Genomic DNA, 13371 nt, shown 5'->3' with positions numbered 1-13371 from the left:
GGTGGTCTTGCCGTGGTCAACGTGACCGATCGTGCCTACGTTGACGTGCGGTTTGGTCCGTTCAAACTTCTCTTTTGCCATGGCTGACTCTCCTGACGATGGGATAGAGCTATAAAAATAAATAAGTGGTGCCCATGACGCGGATCGAACGCGTGACCTCTCCCTTACCAAGGGAGTGCTCTACCACTGAGCCACATGGGCATCTGCTTTATGCTTCCCGCCCATGAAAGGCGACATTCAAAAACCCGAACTGGAGCGGGTGAAGGGAATCGAACCCTCATCATCAGCTTGGAAGGCTGTTGCTCTACCATTGAGCTACACCCGCAAAGGATCCTTCACCCGCCGCGCCCAGGCCTTAAAATCAGGACCAAACGCGCCAGTTTTGCATTCTTGGTGGTGGGAGTTGGATTCGAACCAACGTAGGCGCAAGGCCAACAGATTTACAGTCTGCCCCCTTTAACCACTCGGGCATCCCACCAAAAGCGAACTCCGAATTATGAAGAATTTTTTTGAGCATGTCAACTTTGACAGCGCTATTGCTGATTTCCCGTACTAGGCGTTAATCGCACGTTGCATTCAGGCCCGTGCGACGCCTCGCAGACGGCTTGCCTGCTGGCTAGCCGTCTGTCGCCCACAAGAGGCGATCCCGGTCAGAAAAAGGTAAGTCCGACAGAAATGATGACGCCCGTCACAAAAAGCTGGATCAGGCAGTATCCCATGATGTCCTTGGCCTTGAGCCCGGCAATCGCGAGCACCGGCAACGCCCAGAAAGGCTGCAGCAAGTTGGTCCAGGCATCGCCCCAGGCGACAGCCATCGCGACGCGCGGCATGTCGGCGCCCAGCGCCTGAGCGCTCGCAATCACCACCGGGCTCTGAACGGCCCACTGGCCGCCGCCGGAAGGAATGAAGATATTGACGATGCCAGCGCTCATGAAGGTCCAGAAGGGCAGACTGCCTGCCGACGCCAGGGAGGTCATCCAGTCGGACAGGCTCACCGCCAGGCCGGAGTGCATGATGATGGCCATGATGCCAGCATAGAACGGGAACTGGATCACGATGCCCGCGGCGCCCTTGATGGCCTCATCCAGGCTCTTTAGCAGATTGCGGGCATTGCCATGCAGCACAATGGCCAGGAACAGGAAGGTAAAGTTGATGATATTGAGGTTCAAGCCGCCATTGCGTACAACATAATAGTCAAACATATAGGCCAGCCCGGCAAAACCGATCAGCATGGCCAGCACCGTGCTGTTCTCCAGACGGGCCGCGGGGCGGTCATCTTTTTCGGCCGCCACGACCTTGTCCTGCAGCGCCTCCTGGTCGACGTACACACTGTCCTTCTCATCCGGCATCATCAGGCGATTGACCAGCGGCACGGCAATGAACATGGCCAGAACGATAAACAGGTTATAGGAAGAGAAGATGGTGTCCGACGTAGAAATGATGCCGATCTTGTCTGCCTGGAAATGCCCTTCGGTGGCAATCGTCAGGGGAATGGAACCCGCCAGGCCCCCGTGCCAGACCACAAAACCCGAGTAGGCGCTGGCAACCAGCAGGCGATAATCCACGCGAACCGTGCGGGCCAGTTGTTTTGCGAACAAGGCACTGACCACCAGGCCAAAGCCCCAGTTGATCCAGTTGGCCGCCAGCGCGACGACCGTCACCAGGATGATCGCGGAACCCGGACTGCGCGCCAGACACGCCAACGCAGCGAGAATACGCTTGACCAGCGGCGTACTGGCCATGATGTATCCGGCGACCAGTACCAGCACCATCTGCATGGTAAAGGCCAACAGCCCCCAGAAGCCGTCGCCCCACATCGTGACCACCTCCATGGGCGTTTTCTGCTCCACGAATACGGCAGCGATACCGGCGATCAGGGTGAGCAGCACGACGAAGATATAAGGATCGGGTAGATACCGCTCAACCAGCTTGACCGACGACCGGGATAAAGCCTTGAACATTTTTGACTCCAGAACAAGAATGGGACTGCCTGCGTCCGGACGTGCGTCAACGGTCGCGCTGGCAAACGACAAATTGAAATATTGGTAAGGGGCGTGCGGACAACGCCGGGGCTATACCAGCCCGGAAGCAGAGAGGTTCATGCGTTTATGCGAGCCGCACCCGATTTGCAGGCAGGATGCTACCACAGCTATGCCAACAGGCATGGGATTACCCCATCAGGGTAATCCCGCAGTTCATGCCTCGCGAAAGCGGCCTGGACTGCGTGCGATCAGCCTTCAAGCAGCCCAGACATGCCCTGGCGCTCGAGCAGGGCATTCAGGTGTTCCCACCCATGAAAATCAATCATCAGCTGACCCTTGTTGCGGGCGCCCATCTTCAGGCTGACGCGCGTTCCAAGATAGTCTGACAGGGCTTCTTCGAGCCGCTTGGCGTCGCCTGATTGGGTCGTGGCCTTGCGAATCGGCCTGGCGGCTGCCTCGTCGGCTTCCCGCAGGCTGCGCGCCACCAGCTTTTCGGCTTCGCGCACCGATAAACGCTTGGCGATAATCTCGTTGGCCAGAAGGATCTGGTTGGCCGCCTCTACGGCAAGCAGCGCCCGCGCGTGGCCCATATCGATATCGCCGGCCAGCAGCATGGTTTGCACCGGCTCGGCCAGGTTCAATAGACGCAGCAGATTGCTGGTTGCGGGGCGCGACCTGCCGATGGCCTGGGCTGCCTGCTCGTGCGTCAGGCCAAATTCATCCAGCAGCCGGCGCACGCCGTGCGCTTCTTCCAGCGGGTTGAGGTCCTCGCGCTGAATATTCTCGATCAAGGCCATGACCGCGGCGTTTTCGTCCGCCACGTCGCGAACCAGCACGGGCACGTCGTCCAGACCCGCCAGGCGGGCGGCGCGGTAGCGCCGCTCCCCTGCGATGATTTCGTACTTGCCCGCATTTTTTCCGGACAAGGGGCGCACGAGGATAGGCTGCATGATGCCCTGCGCTCGAATGGAGTCGGCCAGTTCGCCCAGCGCGCCTTCATCCATGCGCGTACGAGGCTGATACTTGCCGGCCTGCAGTACATCGAGCTTGAGCGTAGAAGGCTTTTGAGGTTCTTCGGGCCGTTTGCCCAGGCTGCCTATGACTTTTGCATCTTCGCCCAGCAGCGCGTCCAGACCTCTGCCCAGACCCTTGGGTTTTCTTGTTGCCATTTGCTTTTCCTGTAAGTTCAGATGCGTGGACGCGCTTGCTGGCGCAATGCTTCTTTTTTGACGCGCTTGAGCAGCTCATCGCCAAATTCGACATATGCCTTGGCGCCACGCGAGTTGCGATCATAGATCACCCCCGGCAGCCCATGACTTGGGGCCTCCGCCAACCGCACATTGCGGGGGATGACGGTCTTGAACACCTTTTCGCCGAAATGCGTTTCTATCTGCGACGAGACCTGTTGCTGCAGCGTTACACGCGTATCAAACATGACACGCAGCAAACCGATGAGCTGGAGTTCGGGATTGATATTGTTGTAAACGCGCTTGATCGTGTTCACCAGATCGGACAGCCCTTCCAGCGCAAAATACTCGCACTGCATCGGGATGATGACACCATGCGCCGAAGCAAGCCCATTGAGTGTCAGCAGCGACAGCGTGGGCGGACAATCGATCAAAATGAAATCGTAATCATTGACCACGTGCTGGATTGCGTTCTTGAGCTGCTGCTCGCGCGACTCCATCTGGATCAGATCGATTTCCGCGCCTGAGAGCTCCCGATTGGCCGGCAAGACATCATACCCCCCCGACTCCGACTTGACGCGCGCCTGCGCGATTGTGGCGTCTCCTATCAGCACCTGATACAGATGCTCTCCCGCCCCGTTCTTGTCGACGCCGCTACCCATGGTCGCGTTACCCTGGGGATCGAGATCAATCAGCAATACCCGCTTTCGCAGGGCTGCCAGCGCCGCGGCCAGGTTGATCGCCGTAGTGGTTTTACCGACACCGCCCTTCTGATTGGCTATGCAGAATATGTTGGCGGAATTATTTGCGTTCATAGATTTCCTTGACGACTCATCCACACCAGGCAACGCTGGGCGTCCAGCTCTGGCACATGCAGCGGTTCCAGCCTGGATACCCGCCAATTTGTTTGTTGCTGCAGCGCAGCCTGTTCCTCGTCCGGCGACTGGCCCTTCATGGCTAGCAGCCATCCCTGCGAGGCCACATGCCGCCCTGCCAGGTCGGCAAAATCTGCCAGTGAGGCAAAAGCCCGGGATACAACGATGTCGGCGTTCGCAGGGCCAAGCTGCTCGACGCGCGCATGGGTCGCTTGCAGATTCGGTAGCTTGAGCGAGCCAGACATCTGCCGCACAAAAGCCATTTTCTTCTGCACAGCGTCGACACACTCAATTTGCCACTCGGGCCTCATAATAGCTAACACGACCCCAGGAAGGCCAGCACCCGAGCCAATGTCCATGATCTTGGGGTTATTAACTGTGTTTTTATACAGTTCTTCAGAAATCGGCTTGACGATCGAAAGGCTGTCGAATATATGCTGCACCAGCATCTGATCAGGATGGCGCAAGGCCGTCAAATTGTAGGTGCGGTTCCAGCGCTGCAATTGCTCAATATAAGCCTGCAACGCCAGCGCCTGATCCGCGGATACCGCTACACCCATCCCTGCGCCCGCGGCCTGTATTCTGGCACGGTAAGTGTCCGGAACTATCATCAGGCTGCTTTCTTCCTATACTGCATGCGTTTGATATGAATCAGCAATAGCGAAATGGCGGCGGGCGTAACGCCCGATACACGGCTGGCCTGTCCTATGGTTTCTGGCCGGCTGGCTTTGAGCCGATGACGCACCTCGATAGACAAACTAGTGATGGCGTCGTAATCGATGTCTGCCGGAATTGCCTGCGACGCCTGCGATGCCTGTTTCTTGACCTCTTCGAGTTGCTTGGCGACATAACCGGCATACTTGACCTGTATCTCGACCTGCTCGGCAGCAATAGGATCATCCAGGCCTGGGCCAGCAAGCGCACCGCCCTCGGCCGTTTGCAGCGTCATCAAGGTTGAATAATCCAGCTCCGGGCGTTTGAGCAAATCATGCAAGGTATGTTCGCGTTCCAGCGGCTTGCCAAATAACTGTATCGACGCCTGAGCATCCAGCACCTTTGGGCTTATCCAAACAGACTTCAGTCTTTCCATTTCTGCAGCCACCGCGTCGCGTTTCCTGTTGAACATATCCCAGCGCGCATCGTCCACAATGCCCAATTTTCGCCCGATTTCCGTCAAACGCATATCGGCGTTGTCTTCGCGCAAACTCAGACGATATTCCGCGCGGGAGGTAAACATCCGATAGGGCTCGGTCACGCCACGCGTAATCAGATCATCAACCAGCACACCGAGGTAGGCCTCGTTACGCAAGGGAGACCATCCCTCCTCGCCTCGTGCCTGGCGGGCTGCGTTCAGCCCTGCCAACAAGCCCTGGGCCGCGGCTTCTTCGTAGCCAGTTGTACCGTTTATTTGCCCTGCAAAGAACAAACCGTTTATGGCGCGCGTTTCGAGTGTGGGGCGCAATTCACGTGGATCAAAAAAATCGTATTCAATCGCATAGCCCGGACGCATGATCACGGCGTTTTCCAAACCCGGCAGCGTGCGGACCATCGCTATCTGAATATCAAAGGGCAAGCTTGTCGATACCCCGTTCGGATAGATTTCCGTTGAGGTGGCCCCCTCTGGTTCCAGAAAAATTTGATGGCTCGGCTTATCGGAAAAACGATGAATTTTGTCCTCGATGGACGGGCAATAGCGTGGACCAATCCCTTCGATGGTGCCGCTATCGCTATACATCGGAGAACGATCCAGACCAGAACGTATGATCTCGTGAGTACGCTCGTTAGTATGTGTAATCCAGCAAGGCATCTGCGCAGGATGCATGGCGGCAGAACCCATGAACGAGAACACCGGTATCGGGTTGCTGTCGCCGGGTTGTGTCTCTGTTTTGCTGAAGTCTATTGAGCGGGCATCGATGCGTGGCGGCGTACCCGTCTTCAACCGCCCTTGAGGAAGCTTAAGTTCTTTGAGACGTTGGCCTAAAGTAATTGCTGGAGGGTCACCCGCTCGCCCACCTGAATAGTGATCCAGTCCCACATGGATCAATCCATTAAGAAACGTGCCGGCCGTCAACACAACCGTTCTAGCTTTAAACCTCAGCCCTATCTGCGTCACGGCACCAACCACACGATCGCCTTCCAACATCAGGTCATCCACGGCCTGTTGGAAAATAGTGAGATTGGGCTGCTGCTGCAAACGAACACGGATAGCCCGCCGATACAATGATCTATCGGCCTGGGCCCTTGTCGCCCGTACAGCGGGCCCTTTTGATCGATTGAGAATACGGAACTGTATCCCAGCCTCGTCTGTGGCCAACGCCATCGCGCCACCCAAGGCATCTATCTCCTTGACCAGATGGCCTTTGCCAATTCCTCCGATAGAGGGGTTGCAAGACATCTGCCCCAAGGTTTCCATGTTGTGTGTAAGAAGAAGGGTATTTGCGCCTGACCTTGCTGCAGCGAGCGCTGCTTCGGTGCCAGCGTGCCCTCCACCGACGACAATAACGTCGAATTCGTCCGGGTAAATCATTGTTTCGCTCTAGCGACTATGGGCCTTAATGTTCAATTATACCGTCCAAGCATATGGGCGTGCGTGCTATAAACAACACATATAGCGTGTTTCACGTGAAACGCTCGCTCTACTCGGCAAGCAGCTTTTCTCTCAGTCTCAGCCTGCACACCCAGCAAAGATGCCTACACGCTAAGACACCTACCGGTGTATTGCTTGTTCCAGAAAGCATTGTGACGTACACAACAATCGTTGGTCCGTTCAGACTAAAACCAGAGCGTGTTTCTCCGGTCAATGCAAAATTCTGAGTAGAAAAGCGCTCCTACAAACACCATCAACACATGTTCCACGTGAAACATGATATGTGATGCCAGAGAAGCGACGCTTCAAGCACGTATCGAAATTTCGCCTTAAAGTCAAACGACGGGCCTCTAACTGCCGAGGCGTAGGTGATGTCAACCCAAATATCGGCATCGGCATCGGCATCGGCAAAAAGAATCATCCCTGCGACATTGAAAAGTCCCGAACGGGTTCAAAACCAAACCTTAAACATGTAGATCCTGCATAAAGTCCGGAACAAGGTATGGCAGCATCGTGGTTTCACGTGAAACATTGAATTCGAAAAAACACGGCTCTTTGAATAGTTGATGCTGGTGATCGGACTATTGATAATCGGACTATTGCTGATTGGACTATTGCTGATCGGACTGTTACCGACTCGACTGCTGGCTCGGCTGCTACTGACTTGATTGCTGATTGGACTGCATCAAATCAATCGGGTTGCACGCCTAACGGCATACAGCTCATGTTCCACGTGAAACACCATACATTAATCACTAGATATAGTTAGATAGCTCAAAGACAGAGCACAGTGTTGAAGTAGTGAATACTAAATCTTCGCTGCCATATCGCCATATCGGGCACATTCACCTTACTGCTGATTTTTCGATGCTAAACAGAACCATAAGTTAATCACCATATAACTGTTTCACGTGAAACCAACCCAGTCTCTGTCTGACAACAGCCCTTTTTACTTAAGACTATCCAGGTTACAGATCAATCCACTATACGAATGGGTCTCACGAGAAACAAACTCTTGTGTACAGTTCAGGGACGAGGACGGACGTGCTGCATATTCGTACAACACAGAGTATCGGGCGCGCTGTTAGTATTTCTGGCACTTGGTTCTCAGGCTGTTGCTACATATCCGACAATTTTTAAGTATGCATGCGACGTTCCACGTGAAACAACATCTACCGAAACAAACTTCATTAATCTTGCTTGTGAAGCGGGTCGACGCTTGTTCCTACCCATTAAACAAATACTGGTACTTACTCAATGGCTCGGCGAAGGGCGACCACGGTTTTGACGCCATGTTCAATCAACTGAGAAAACAACCAAAGGCGTTGATTCATTCAACATGGCATGTTTTACTTTAGGCATTCAGTCGCATAATTATCCTGATGTGGATAACCCTGGGGATAATATCGGTATAACTCTGTATAAGTGGATAAGCCTGTGCATAGCGTGTGTGCAATATGTGGGGAAGCACAGCAAATCATTGAATATATTGGGAATACCTGCGGCGGTGACTTTGTTTTCCTACCCCTTCCCGTTATGGAAATGATCACATGTCCGTTCTGCGCATTGTTGCCAACCTGAAAACTGAAACGCCTGAGGCAGCCAGAATGTTTTATGAGGGGCTCTTGGGCCTGAACGTGGGCATGGATCATGGCTGGCTGGTCACGTTTTGTGGAGAGGGCCAACAGTCCATACAAGTTAGCGTAGCCAGGGAGGGAGGGGCCGGCACGGAGGTTCCCGATATATCGGTGGAGGTCGATAATGTTGATGAGGTCTATGCGCAAGCACAGGCCCTGGGATATGAGATTGTTTACAACCTGACCTGTGAGCCCTGGGGCGTGCGACGATTTTACGTAAAGGATCCGGCGGGCAGGCTAGTCAATGTTTTAACTCATCTTTGACCTGATCTCGGCAACTTTGCAAGGGCATAAACTATATAAAGAGATCGCCAGTAATAAACATTCAACGCAAAAATGCCTGCTGTTAGGCAGGCATTTTTTCTGTGCATCACGCCCTCAGAGGGCAGAAATTATAGAGAGCGAATTCCTTCAGCCTGGGGGCCTTTGGGGCCGTCTTTGACTTCGAATTCGACTTCTTGCCCTTCATTCAAACTGCGATAGCCTCGGCCTTCGATTGCTGAAAAGTGAGCGAAAACGTCACTGCCGCCTTCGTCTGGTGTGATAAAGCCGAAACCTTTATCGGCATTGAACCATTTTACTTTGCCCTTTTGAGCCATGATGTGTAGCGTCCTAAAAAAATGAAAAATGCATATAACCAAGGACGCCCTGCACGAACCAGACTTCATTAACTTCGGCCCTGGCATATAGCCATTACAAGCGCCGGAAGACTAATAGATTACTACCCCGCGAACCCTGCGCACCGCTTGATTAAAACTGCAAATACGAGCATAACTATGCATTCTCGCTTTATCAAATGCTTGTTTACCCCAATGTGGTATTTTTCCGTCATATCCACGCCAGGCTTAATAAAAGCGTCAACATAATCGATTCAAGAACTCATTAATCCACACCTTTCCGTATTCAAAGAAACATGAATTTCCAGTCAAAACTTCCAGATGTCGGCACGACAATATTTACCGTAATGAGTCAGTTGGCGATAGATCATCAGGCTATCAATCTAGGCCAGGGATTTCCGGATTTCAATCCGGATGTACGTCTCCTGGATCTGGTTAGCAAAGCCATGAGCGAAGGACATAACCAGTATCCCGCGATGGCTGGTGTTCCCGCACTACGCCAGGAAATAGCCTTGAAAATAGAAACCCAGTATGGCCATGCTTATGACTGGAATACCGACATTACGGTAACGGCGGGCGCGAGCGAAGGCTTGATGGCAAGCATTCTGGCATTCGTGCGTACGGGTGAAGAAGTTATTGTCATTGAGCCTTTTTACGACCTTTATATATCCGCCATCAAGCTTGCGGGCGGCGTGCCGGTATCGGTTCCCATGTTGCTGCCCGATGAATCAAGCCAGGTGTATCGAGTGGACTGGCAACGGGTGCGCGATGCTATTACCCCGAAAACCCGAATGCTGGTACTTAACTTTCCTCATAATCCAACGGGTATTCGACTCCAGGAATCGGATATCGCAGCGTTGGAAACCATTGTGCAGGAAACCGGAATCATCCTGTTATCAGATGAAGTTTACGAACACCTGGTCTTTGACGGCTACGAACACTTGAGTTTAGCCCGCAGCCCGATTCTTGCCGCGAATGCCATTACCGTGTTTTCTTTCGGAAAAACCTACAACGCCACTGGCTGGAAAATCGGGTATTGCTGCGCGCCCGAGTGGATGACAACCGAAATTCGAAAAGTGCATCAGTTTTTGGTGTTTACGGTGACGTCTCCCATGCAAGTTGCCCTGGCCCAGTACATGAAAGATCCAAAACCTTATCTGGATCTGCAGTCGTTCTATCAGAAAAAACGTGATCGTCTGGCTGACGGGCTTGCCAAAACGCGGTTCAAACCGTTGCCAAGCCAAGGGACTTTCTTTTTGCTTGCAGACTACAGCGCCTTGTCGGATCTGCCGGAGGCTGATTTTGCACGCTGGCTGACCATCGAGCACGGTGTGGGCGTGATTCCCGTGTCTGCGTTTTACCGTGATCCCAATGCTGTTCATTCCAATCATCGTCTGGCCAGATTTTGTTTTGCCAAGCGGGATGACACGTTGAACGCCGCGATCGAGCGATTGACAGCCCTGTAGCCAAACGAGCGGGGAGAGGCGACTTTCATGGTTTCCGTGTGTTCCTGCTTCTTCGATGCGTTGCAGTATAGCCTTGCAGGATGTTTTGTAAATGGGATGGCTGGGGCGTGGGAGGTAAAGGTTTTGATAACTTCTTTTATTTAAAAATGGTACTGATAATGGGTGTCTGTGGATAACTCGTACAACTGAAAAAAACGCTTTTATTTCAGTAAGTTAAAGACTGATTGTGCATGGGCATAAGTCATGTTTACCTGGTGTACAGATTGCGGACAAGTTTATTGGGTGTGGATCAATACCGTTTTGTCCAGAAGCAATCAACAGGCTATGCACAGTTGTCCACTCCCGTAGTTATCCACAGGCAGGTTGGCTGGTCACGCAGAATACTTATTTTGCAACTAATTGTAATTATCCACGGTGCCGCACTGGTCTGGAAGACGGTCGCTGTCGCTTACGCACGGCATCGTCTGCCAGAGTGAGGCGCGGTGCAGGCAAATGCTGTCAGTGTTCCCATGGCCGGAAAAGCCTGCCTACAATGTCCGTGTCAGCGTACCGCCAAGGGAAGCCATGATCACTCGATACGATGTGGCCGGTGCACAAGGCATGTTCGAGCCGGGTTCCAATGATCAGGTACTCGCCAACAAGCTGGGTATCACTGTGCCGGCAGATATGGACGAAGCGGAGCTCGTGCTCTTGCAAAAGCTCTATGAGTTCGTGCTGCAGGATAACTTGCCCATGGGCCAGCTCACCATGGCTCACATCAGAACCTGGCACAGGCGCTGGCTGGGCAATATTTATCCCTGGGCCGGGCAGGGCCGTTCGGTGAACATGAGCAAGGGTGGATTTCCCTTTGCGCCTGCCGCGCAGATACCTCGGCTAATGGCCGAATTCGAACAGAACTGTCTGATGCGCTATACCTCGTGCGCAGGTTACGACACGGCGCAATTGATCGAGGCGATTGCAGTGACGCACGTAGAGTTCATTCTCATGCATCCCTTCAGAGAGGGGAACGGTCGAATTTCGCGATTGCTGGCGGATGTGATGGCTGCGCAGGCGGGCGAAGGGCCGCTGGATTACAGCAGTTGGGAATCAGGCCGCAATGATTACATTGCAGCGATACAGCGAGGCCTGGGGCTCGATTACGAGCCCATGAAGTTGTGGGTTGAACGCGCCCTGGACGGCAAATAGCGGTACCAGCCGGGTTGCTAGGCGGCTGCGAGAGTCAGTTGCTGGAACTTGCTGGTTTGGGCCTTGAGGAAAGCTTCCAGGTCTTTAATGGACTGGCCGGTTTCGATGGCAGTGGAGCTTGCCACGGCGCGAATAATGCGCGTTTGCAAGGACGGCTCGGCAATGACGACGGGCTCGATTTTCATTGAAAGATTTAGGTTTTGCACCTGGGAATTATAGTCTTTATCAATGTATGAAAAAAGCCAAACCCCAATGCACAGGCGTTATTGTGTACCTTACACGACAGGACTGTGCGCTAACCTTGACGATTCGGGAGATATATGGAGCTGCAACGCACGCTTGAAACCTTACTGCTGCGACGGCAAAGTGGCCGGCGGTATTCGTCGGCGGCAGTGCCAGCCGATGCGCTCATGCGCGTGCTGCATGCGGGGCAGGGGCAGCGAGCCGGAGATGAGAAACGCATGGCGCCCTCGGCGCATGCCTTGTATCCCCTCAAACTGTTTGTTCTGGTGCGTCGCGCGTCGGATCTGGAACCAGGCGTATACGAATTCGAGCCGCGGCAAGGCGAACTGCGCCGCAGTGATCTGAACATCGCTGCAGGTGCTCTGCTTTCCGTTTCGCTGGCGGGTGACGAATGGCTGGAACAAGCGGCAGTCGTGGTGGTGATCACGGCAGACATACGCCGGGCGCTGGAACATTTTCGTGATCAGCAAGCCGATGGCATGCGGGGCAAGCGTTATGTAGACTTTGAGGCTGGCGCGACCGTACAGAACATGGCCTTGAGCGTTGCCGCGCAGGGGTTGGGCGGTGTAGTCGTTATGGGCATAGACGAGCAGCAACTCAAGCGGTATCTGGCCCTGGAAAGCCACATGGAAGTGGTCACCTTGTATTGCATTGGCGTCCCGGTAGAATCACATGCGGCGGATACTCCGTAAGCCGGGGCTAGGCATAACGTCTTGCAAACCCTACGCAAGCCACCACGCCCAAGGTGGCGGCCAGCATTGCGCTATTGACTTCCTCGTGCAGCAAAATGGCGGCCAGTCCAAGTCCCATGAAGGGTTGAAGCAGTTGCAGTTGCCCTACCGCCGCAATACCGCCCTTGGCCAAGCCGTGGTACCAGAAGAAAAAGCCAATCAACATGCTGAACAGCGATACATAGGCCAAGCCTCCCCAGGCGGCTGCGCTGATTCCCTGCCATTGCGTTGGCAAGAAAATCCAACCTATCAAGAGCATGACAGGCAGTGAAATGACCAGAGCCCAGGAGATCACTTGCCAACCGCCGAGATGGCGCGACAGGCGTCCGCCTTCTGCGTACCCATAGCCACAGGTGATGATGGCGGCAAGCATGAGCAGATCGCCCCGGACCGACGCCTCAGCCCCCTGGGCGAGTGCGAAAGAGACAACACAGAGGCTGCCGAGCACCGTAAATGCCCAGAATGCCGGGTGAGGGCGGTCTCCGCCGCGCACGACGCCGAACAGGGCTGTTGCCAGCGGCAGCAGGCCGAGGAAAACAAGGGACCGCGCGGCGGTTATAGATTGCAGCGCCAATGCGGAGAACAGTGGGAACCCCACCACGACACCCAATGCCACGGTAACCAGCGAGGCCATATCCTTGCGACGAGGGCGTGATACGCCCAGCGCGATCAAGAGCAGCAAGCCCAGTACACCGGCAATGCTCGCTCGCGCCGCCGTCAGGAAAACCGGATCGAATCCGCTGACCGCAACGCGTGTAGCGGGCAGCGAACCGCTGAAAATAATGACGCCGAGCAGGCCGTTCAGCCAGCCTCGTGTTTTGTCTTGCATAGCTCATCCAGTGACGCACGAAGGAAAAAGCA

12 protein-coding genes, 3 tRNA genes and 1 pseudogene are annotated in these 13371 nt (G+C 54.2%); 4 read left to right on the top strand and 12 right to left on the bottom strand.

Annotated elements, in window-relative coordinates; all coding sequences use genetic code 11:
• The 9 genes and pseudogenes from ERE07_RS22115 to mnmG all read right to left on the bottom strand — a co-directional run.
• Window positions 1–81 (bottom strand): annotated as a pseudogene (locus tag ERE07_RS22115) (GTP-binding protein); the annotation flags it as partial.
• Window positions 82–126: 45 nt separating this feature from the next.
• Window positions 127–201 (bottom strand) — tRNA-Thr (locus ERE07_RS21185).
• Window positions 202–251: 50 nt separating this feature from the next.
• Window positions 252–325, bottom strand: a tRNA-Gly gene (locus tag ERE07_RS21180).
• A 66-nt stretch (window positions 326–391) separates the two neighbouring features.
• Window positions 392–478 (bottom strand) — tRNA-Tyr (locus tag ERE07_RS21175).
• Window positions 479–650: 172 nt separating this feature from the next.
• Window positions 651–1961, bottom strand: coding sequence for a short-chain fatty acid transporter (locus tag ERE07_RS21170; protein ID WP_130011014.1), 1311 nt, complete (start codon window positions 1959–1961; stop codon window positions 651–653).
• A gap of 269 nt (window positions 1962–2230) precedes the next feature.
• Window positions 2231–3151, bottom strand: a complete 921-nt coding sequence (locus tag ERE07_RS21165) for a ParB/RepB/Spo0J family partition protein (RefSeq protein ID WP_130011013.1) — start codon at window positions 3149–3151, stop codon at window positions 2231–2233.
• Between the two features lie 17 nt (window positions 3152–3168).
• Complete coding sequence (locus ERE07_RS21160) at window positions 3169–3984, bottom strand: ParA family protein (protein WP_130011012.1); 816 nt, start codon at window positions 3982–3984, stop codon at window positions 3169–3171.
• A complete protein-coding gene (rsmG, locus tag ERE07_RS21155; protein ID WP_245153826.1) occupies window positions 3981–4604 on the bottom strand; it encodes a 16S rRNA (guanine(527)-N(7))-methyltransferase RsmG in 624 nt (207 codons plus the stop codon). Before rsmG ends, ERE07_RS21160 begins: the two co-directional genes overlap by 4 nt.
• A gap of 50 nt (window positions 4605–4654) precedes the next feature.
• Window positions 4655–6571: a tRNA uridine-5-carboxymethylaminomethyl(34) synthesis enzyme MnmG gene (gene mnmG / locus ERE07_RS21150; protein WP_130011010.1), complete on the bottom strand. Its 1917-nt coding sequence runs from the start codon at window positions 6569–6571 to the stop codon at window positions 4655–4657.
• 1610 nt (window positions 6572–8181) lie between these two features.
• Between mnmG and ERE07_RS21145 the strand changes: the two genes are divergently transcribed.
• Window positions 8182–8532 (top strand): VOC family protein, encoded by a 351-nt coding sequence (locus ERE07_RS21145; protein WP_130011009.1) that lies wholly within the window; start codon window positions 8182–8184, stop codon window positions 8530–8532.
• Between the two features lie 128 nt (window positions 8533–8660).
• Here the strand turns inward: ERE07_RS21145 and ERE07_RS21140 are convergent, their stop codons facing one another.
• Window positions 8661–8867, bottom strand: a complete 207-nt coding sequence (locus ERE07_RS21140) for a cold-shock protein (RefSeq protein ID WP_130011008.1) — start codon at window positions 8865–8867, stop codon at window positions 8661–8663.
• Between the two features lie 314 nt (window positions 8868–9181).
• Between ERE07_RS21140 and ERE07_RS21135 the strand changes: the two genes are divergently transcribed.
• Both ERE07_RS21135 and ERE07_RS21130 read left to right on the top strand, forming a co-directional pair.
• Window positions 9182–10351: a methionine aminotransferase gene (locus tag ERE07_RS21135; RefSeq protein ID WP_130011007.1), complete on the top strand. Its 1170-nt coding sequence runs from the start codon at window positions 9182–9184 to the stop codon at window positions 10349–10351.
• Window positions 10352–10915: 564 nt separating this feature from the next.
• A complete protein-coding gene (locus tag ERE07_RS21130) occupies window positions 10916–11536 on the top strand; it encodes a Fic/DOC family protein (protein WP_130011006.1) in 621 nt (206 codons plus the stop codon).
• 17 nt (window positions 11537–11553) lie between these two features.
• On the opposite strand, the gene ERE07_RS21770 is transcribed toward ERE07_RS21130, so the two are convergent.
• Entirely contained in the window at window positions 11554–11721 is a 168-nt protein-coding gene (locus ERE07_RS21770; protein WP_167671048.1) for a hypothetical protein, read from the bottom strand.
• Window positions 11722–11856: 135 nt separating this feature from the next.
• Between ERE07_RS21770 and ERE07_RS21125 the strand changes: the two genes are divergently transcribed.
• Window positions 11857–12471, top strand: coding sequence for a SagB/ThcOx family dehydrogenase (locus ERE07_RS21125; protein ID WP_130011005.1), 615 nt, complete (start codon window positions 11857–11859; stop codon window positions 12469–12471).
• Between the two features lie 7 nt (window positions 12472–12478).
• Here the strand turns inward: ERE07_RS21125 and ERE07_RS21120 are convergent, their stop codons facing one another.
• Complete coding sequence (locus tag ERE07_RS21120; RefSeq protein ID WP_130011004.1) at window positions 12479–13339, bottom strand: DMT family transporter; 861 nt, start codon at window positions 13337–13339, stop codon at window positions 12479–12481.
• Between the last annotated feature and the right edge of the window lie 32 nt (window positions 13340–13371).

Source organism: Allopusillimonas ginsengisoli, assembly GCF_004153455.1.
GTDB classification, from domain to species: Bacteria; Pseudomonadota; Gammaproteobacteria; order Burkholderiales; family Burkholderiaceae_B; genus Allopusillimonas; species Allopusillimonas ginsengisoli.
The sequence above is the reverse complement of the archived record's forward strand: the minus strand, read 5'-3'. Positions and strand labels throughout refer to the sequence as shown.

What these genes read in the sequence shown, in the direction of transcription:
- ERE07_RS21145 (WP_130011009.1), top strand. Translation starts at nt 8,182, where the DNA reads ATGTCCGTTCTGCGCATTGTTGCCAACCTGAAAACTGAAACGCCTGAG.
- ERE07_RS21160 (WP_130011012.1), bottom strand. Translation starts at nt 3,984, where the DNA reads ATGAACGCAAATAATTCCGCCAACATATTCTGCATAGCCAATCAGAAG.
- ERE07_RS21770 (WP_167671048.1), bottom strand. Translation starts at nt 11,721, where the DNA reads ATGAAAATCGAGCCCGTCGTCATTGCCGAGCCGTCCTTGCAAACGCGC.
- mnmG (WP_130011010.1), bottom strand. Translation starts at nt 6,571, where the DNA reads ATGATTTACCCGGACGAATTCGACGTTATTGTCGTCGGTGGAGGGCAC.
- ERE07_RS21130 (WP_130011006.1), top strand. Translation starts at nt 10,916, where the DNA reads ATGATCACTCGATACGATGTGGCCGGTGCACAAGGCATGTTCGAGCCG.
- ERE07_RS21165 (WP_130011013.1), bottom strand. Translation starts at nt 3,151, where the DNA reads ATGGCAACAAGAAAACCCAAGGGTCTGGGCAGAGGTCTGGACGCGCTG.
- ERE07_RS21125 (WP_130011005.1), top strand. Translation starts at nt 11,857, where the DNA reads ATGGAGCTGCAACGCACGCTTGAAACCTTACTGCTGCGACGGCAAAGT.
- ERE07_RS21120 (WP_130011004.1), bottom strand. Translation starts at nt 13,339, where the DNA reads ATGCAAGACAAAACACGAGGCTGGCTGAACGGCCTGCTCGGCGTCATT.
- ERE07_RS21135 (WP_130011007.1), top strand. Translation starts at nt 9,182, where the DNA reads ATGAATTTCCAGTCAAAACTTCCAGATGTCGGCACGACAATATTTACC.
- rsmG (WP_245153826.1), bottom strand. Translation starts at nt 4,604, where the DNA reads ATGGGTGTAGCGGTATCCGCGGATCAGGCGCTGGCGTTGCAGGCTTAT.
- ERE07_RS21140 (WP_130011008.1), bottom strand. Translation starts at nt 8,867, where the DNA reads ATGGCTCAAAAGGGCAAAGTAAAATGGTTCAATGCCGATAAAGGTTTC.
- ERE07_RS21170 (WP_130011014.1), bottom strand. Translation starts at nt 1,961, where the DNA reads ATGTTCAAGGCTTTATCCCGGTCGTCGGTCAAGCTGGTTGAGCGGTAT.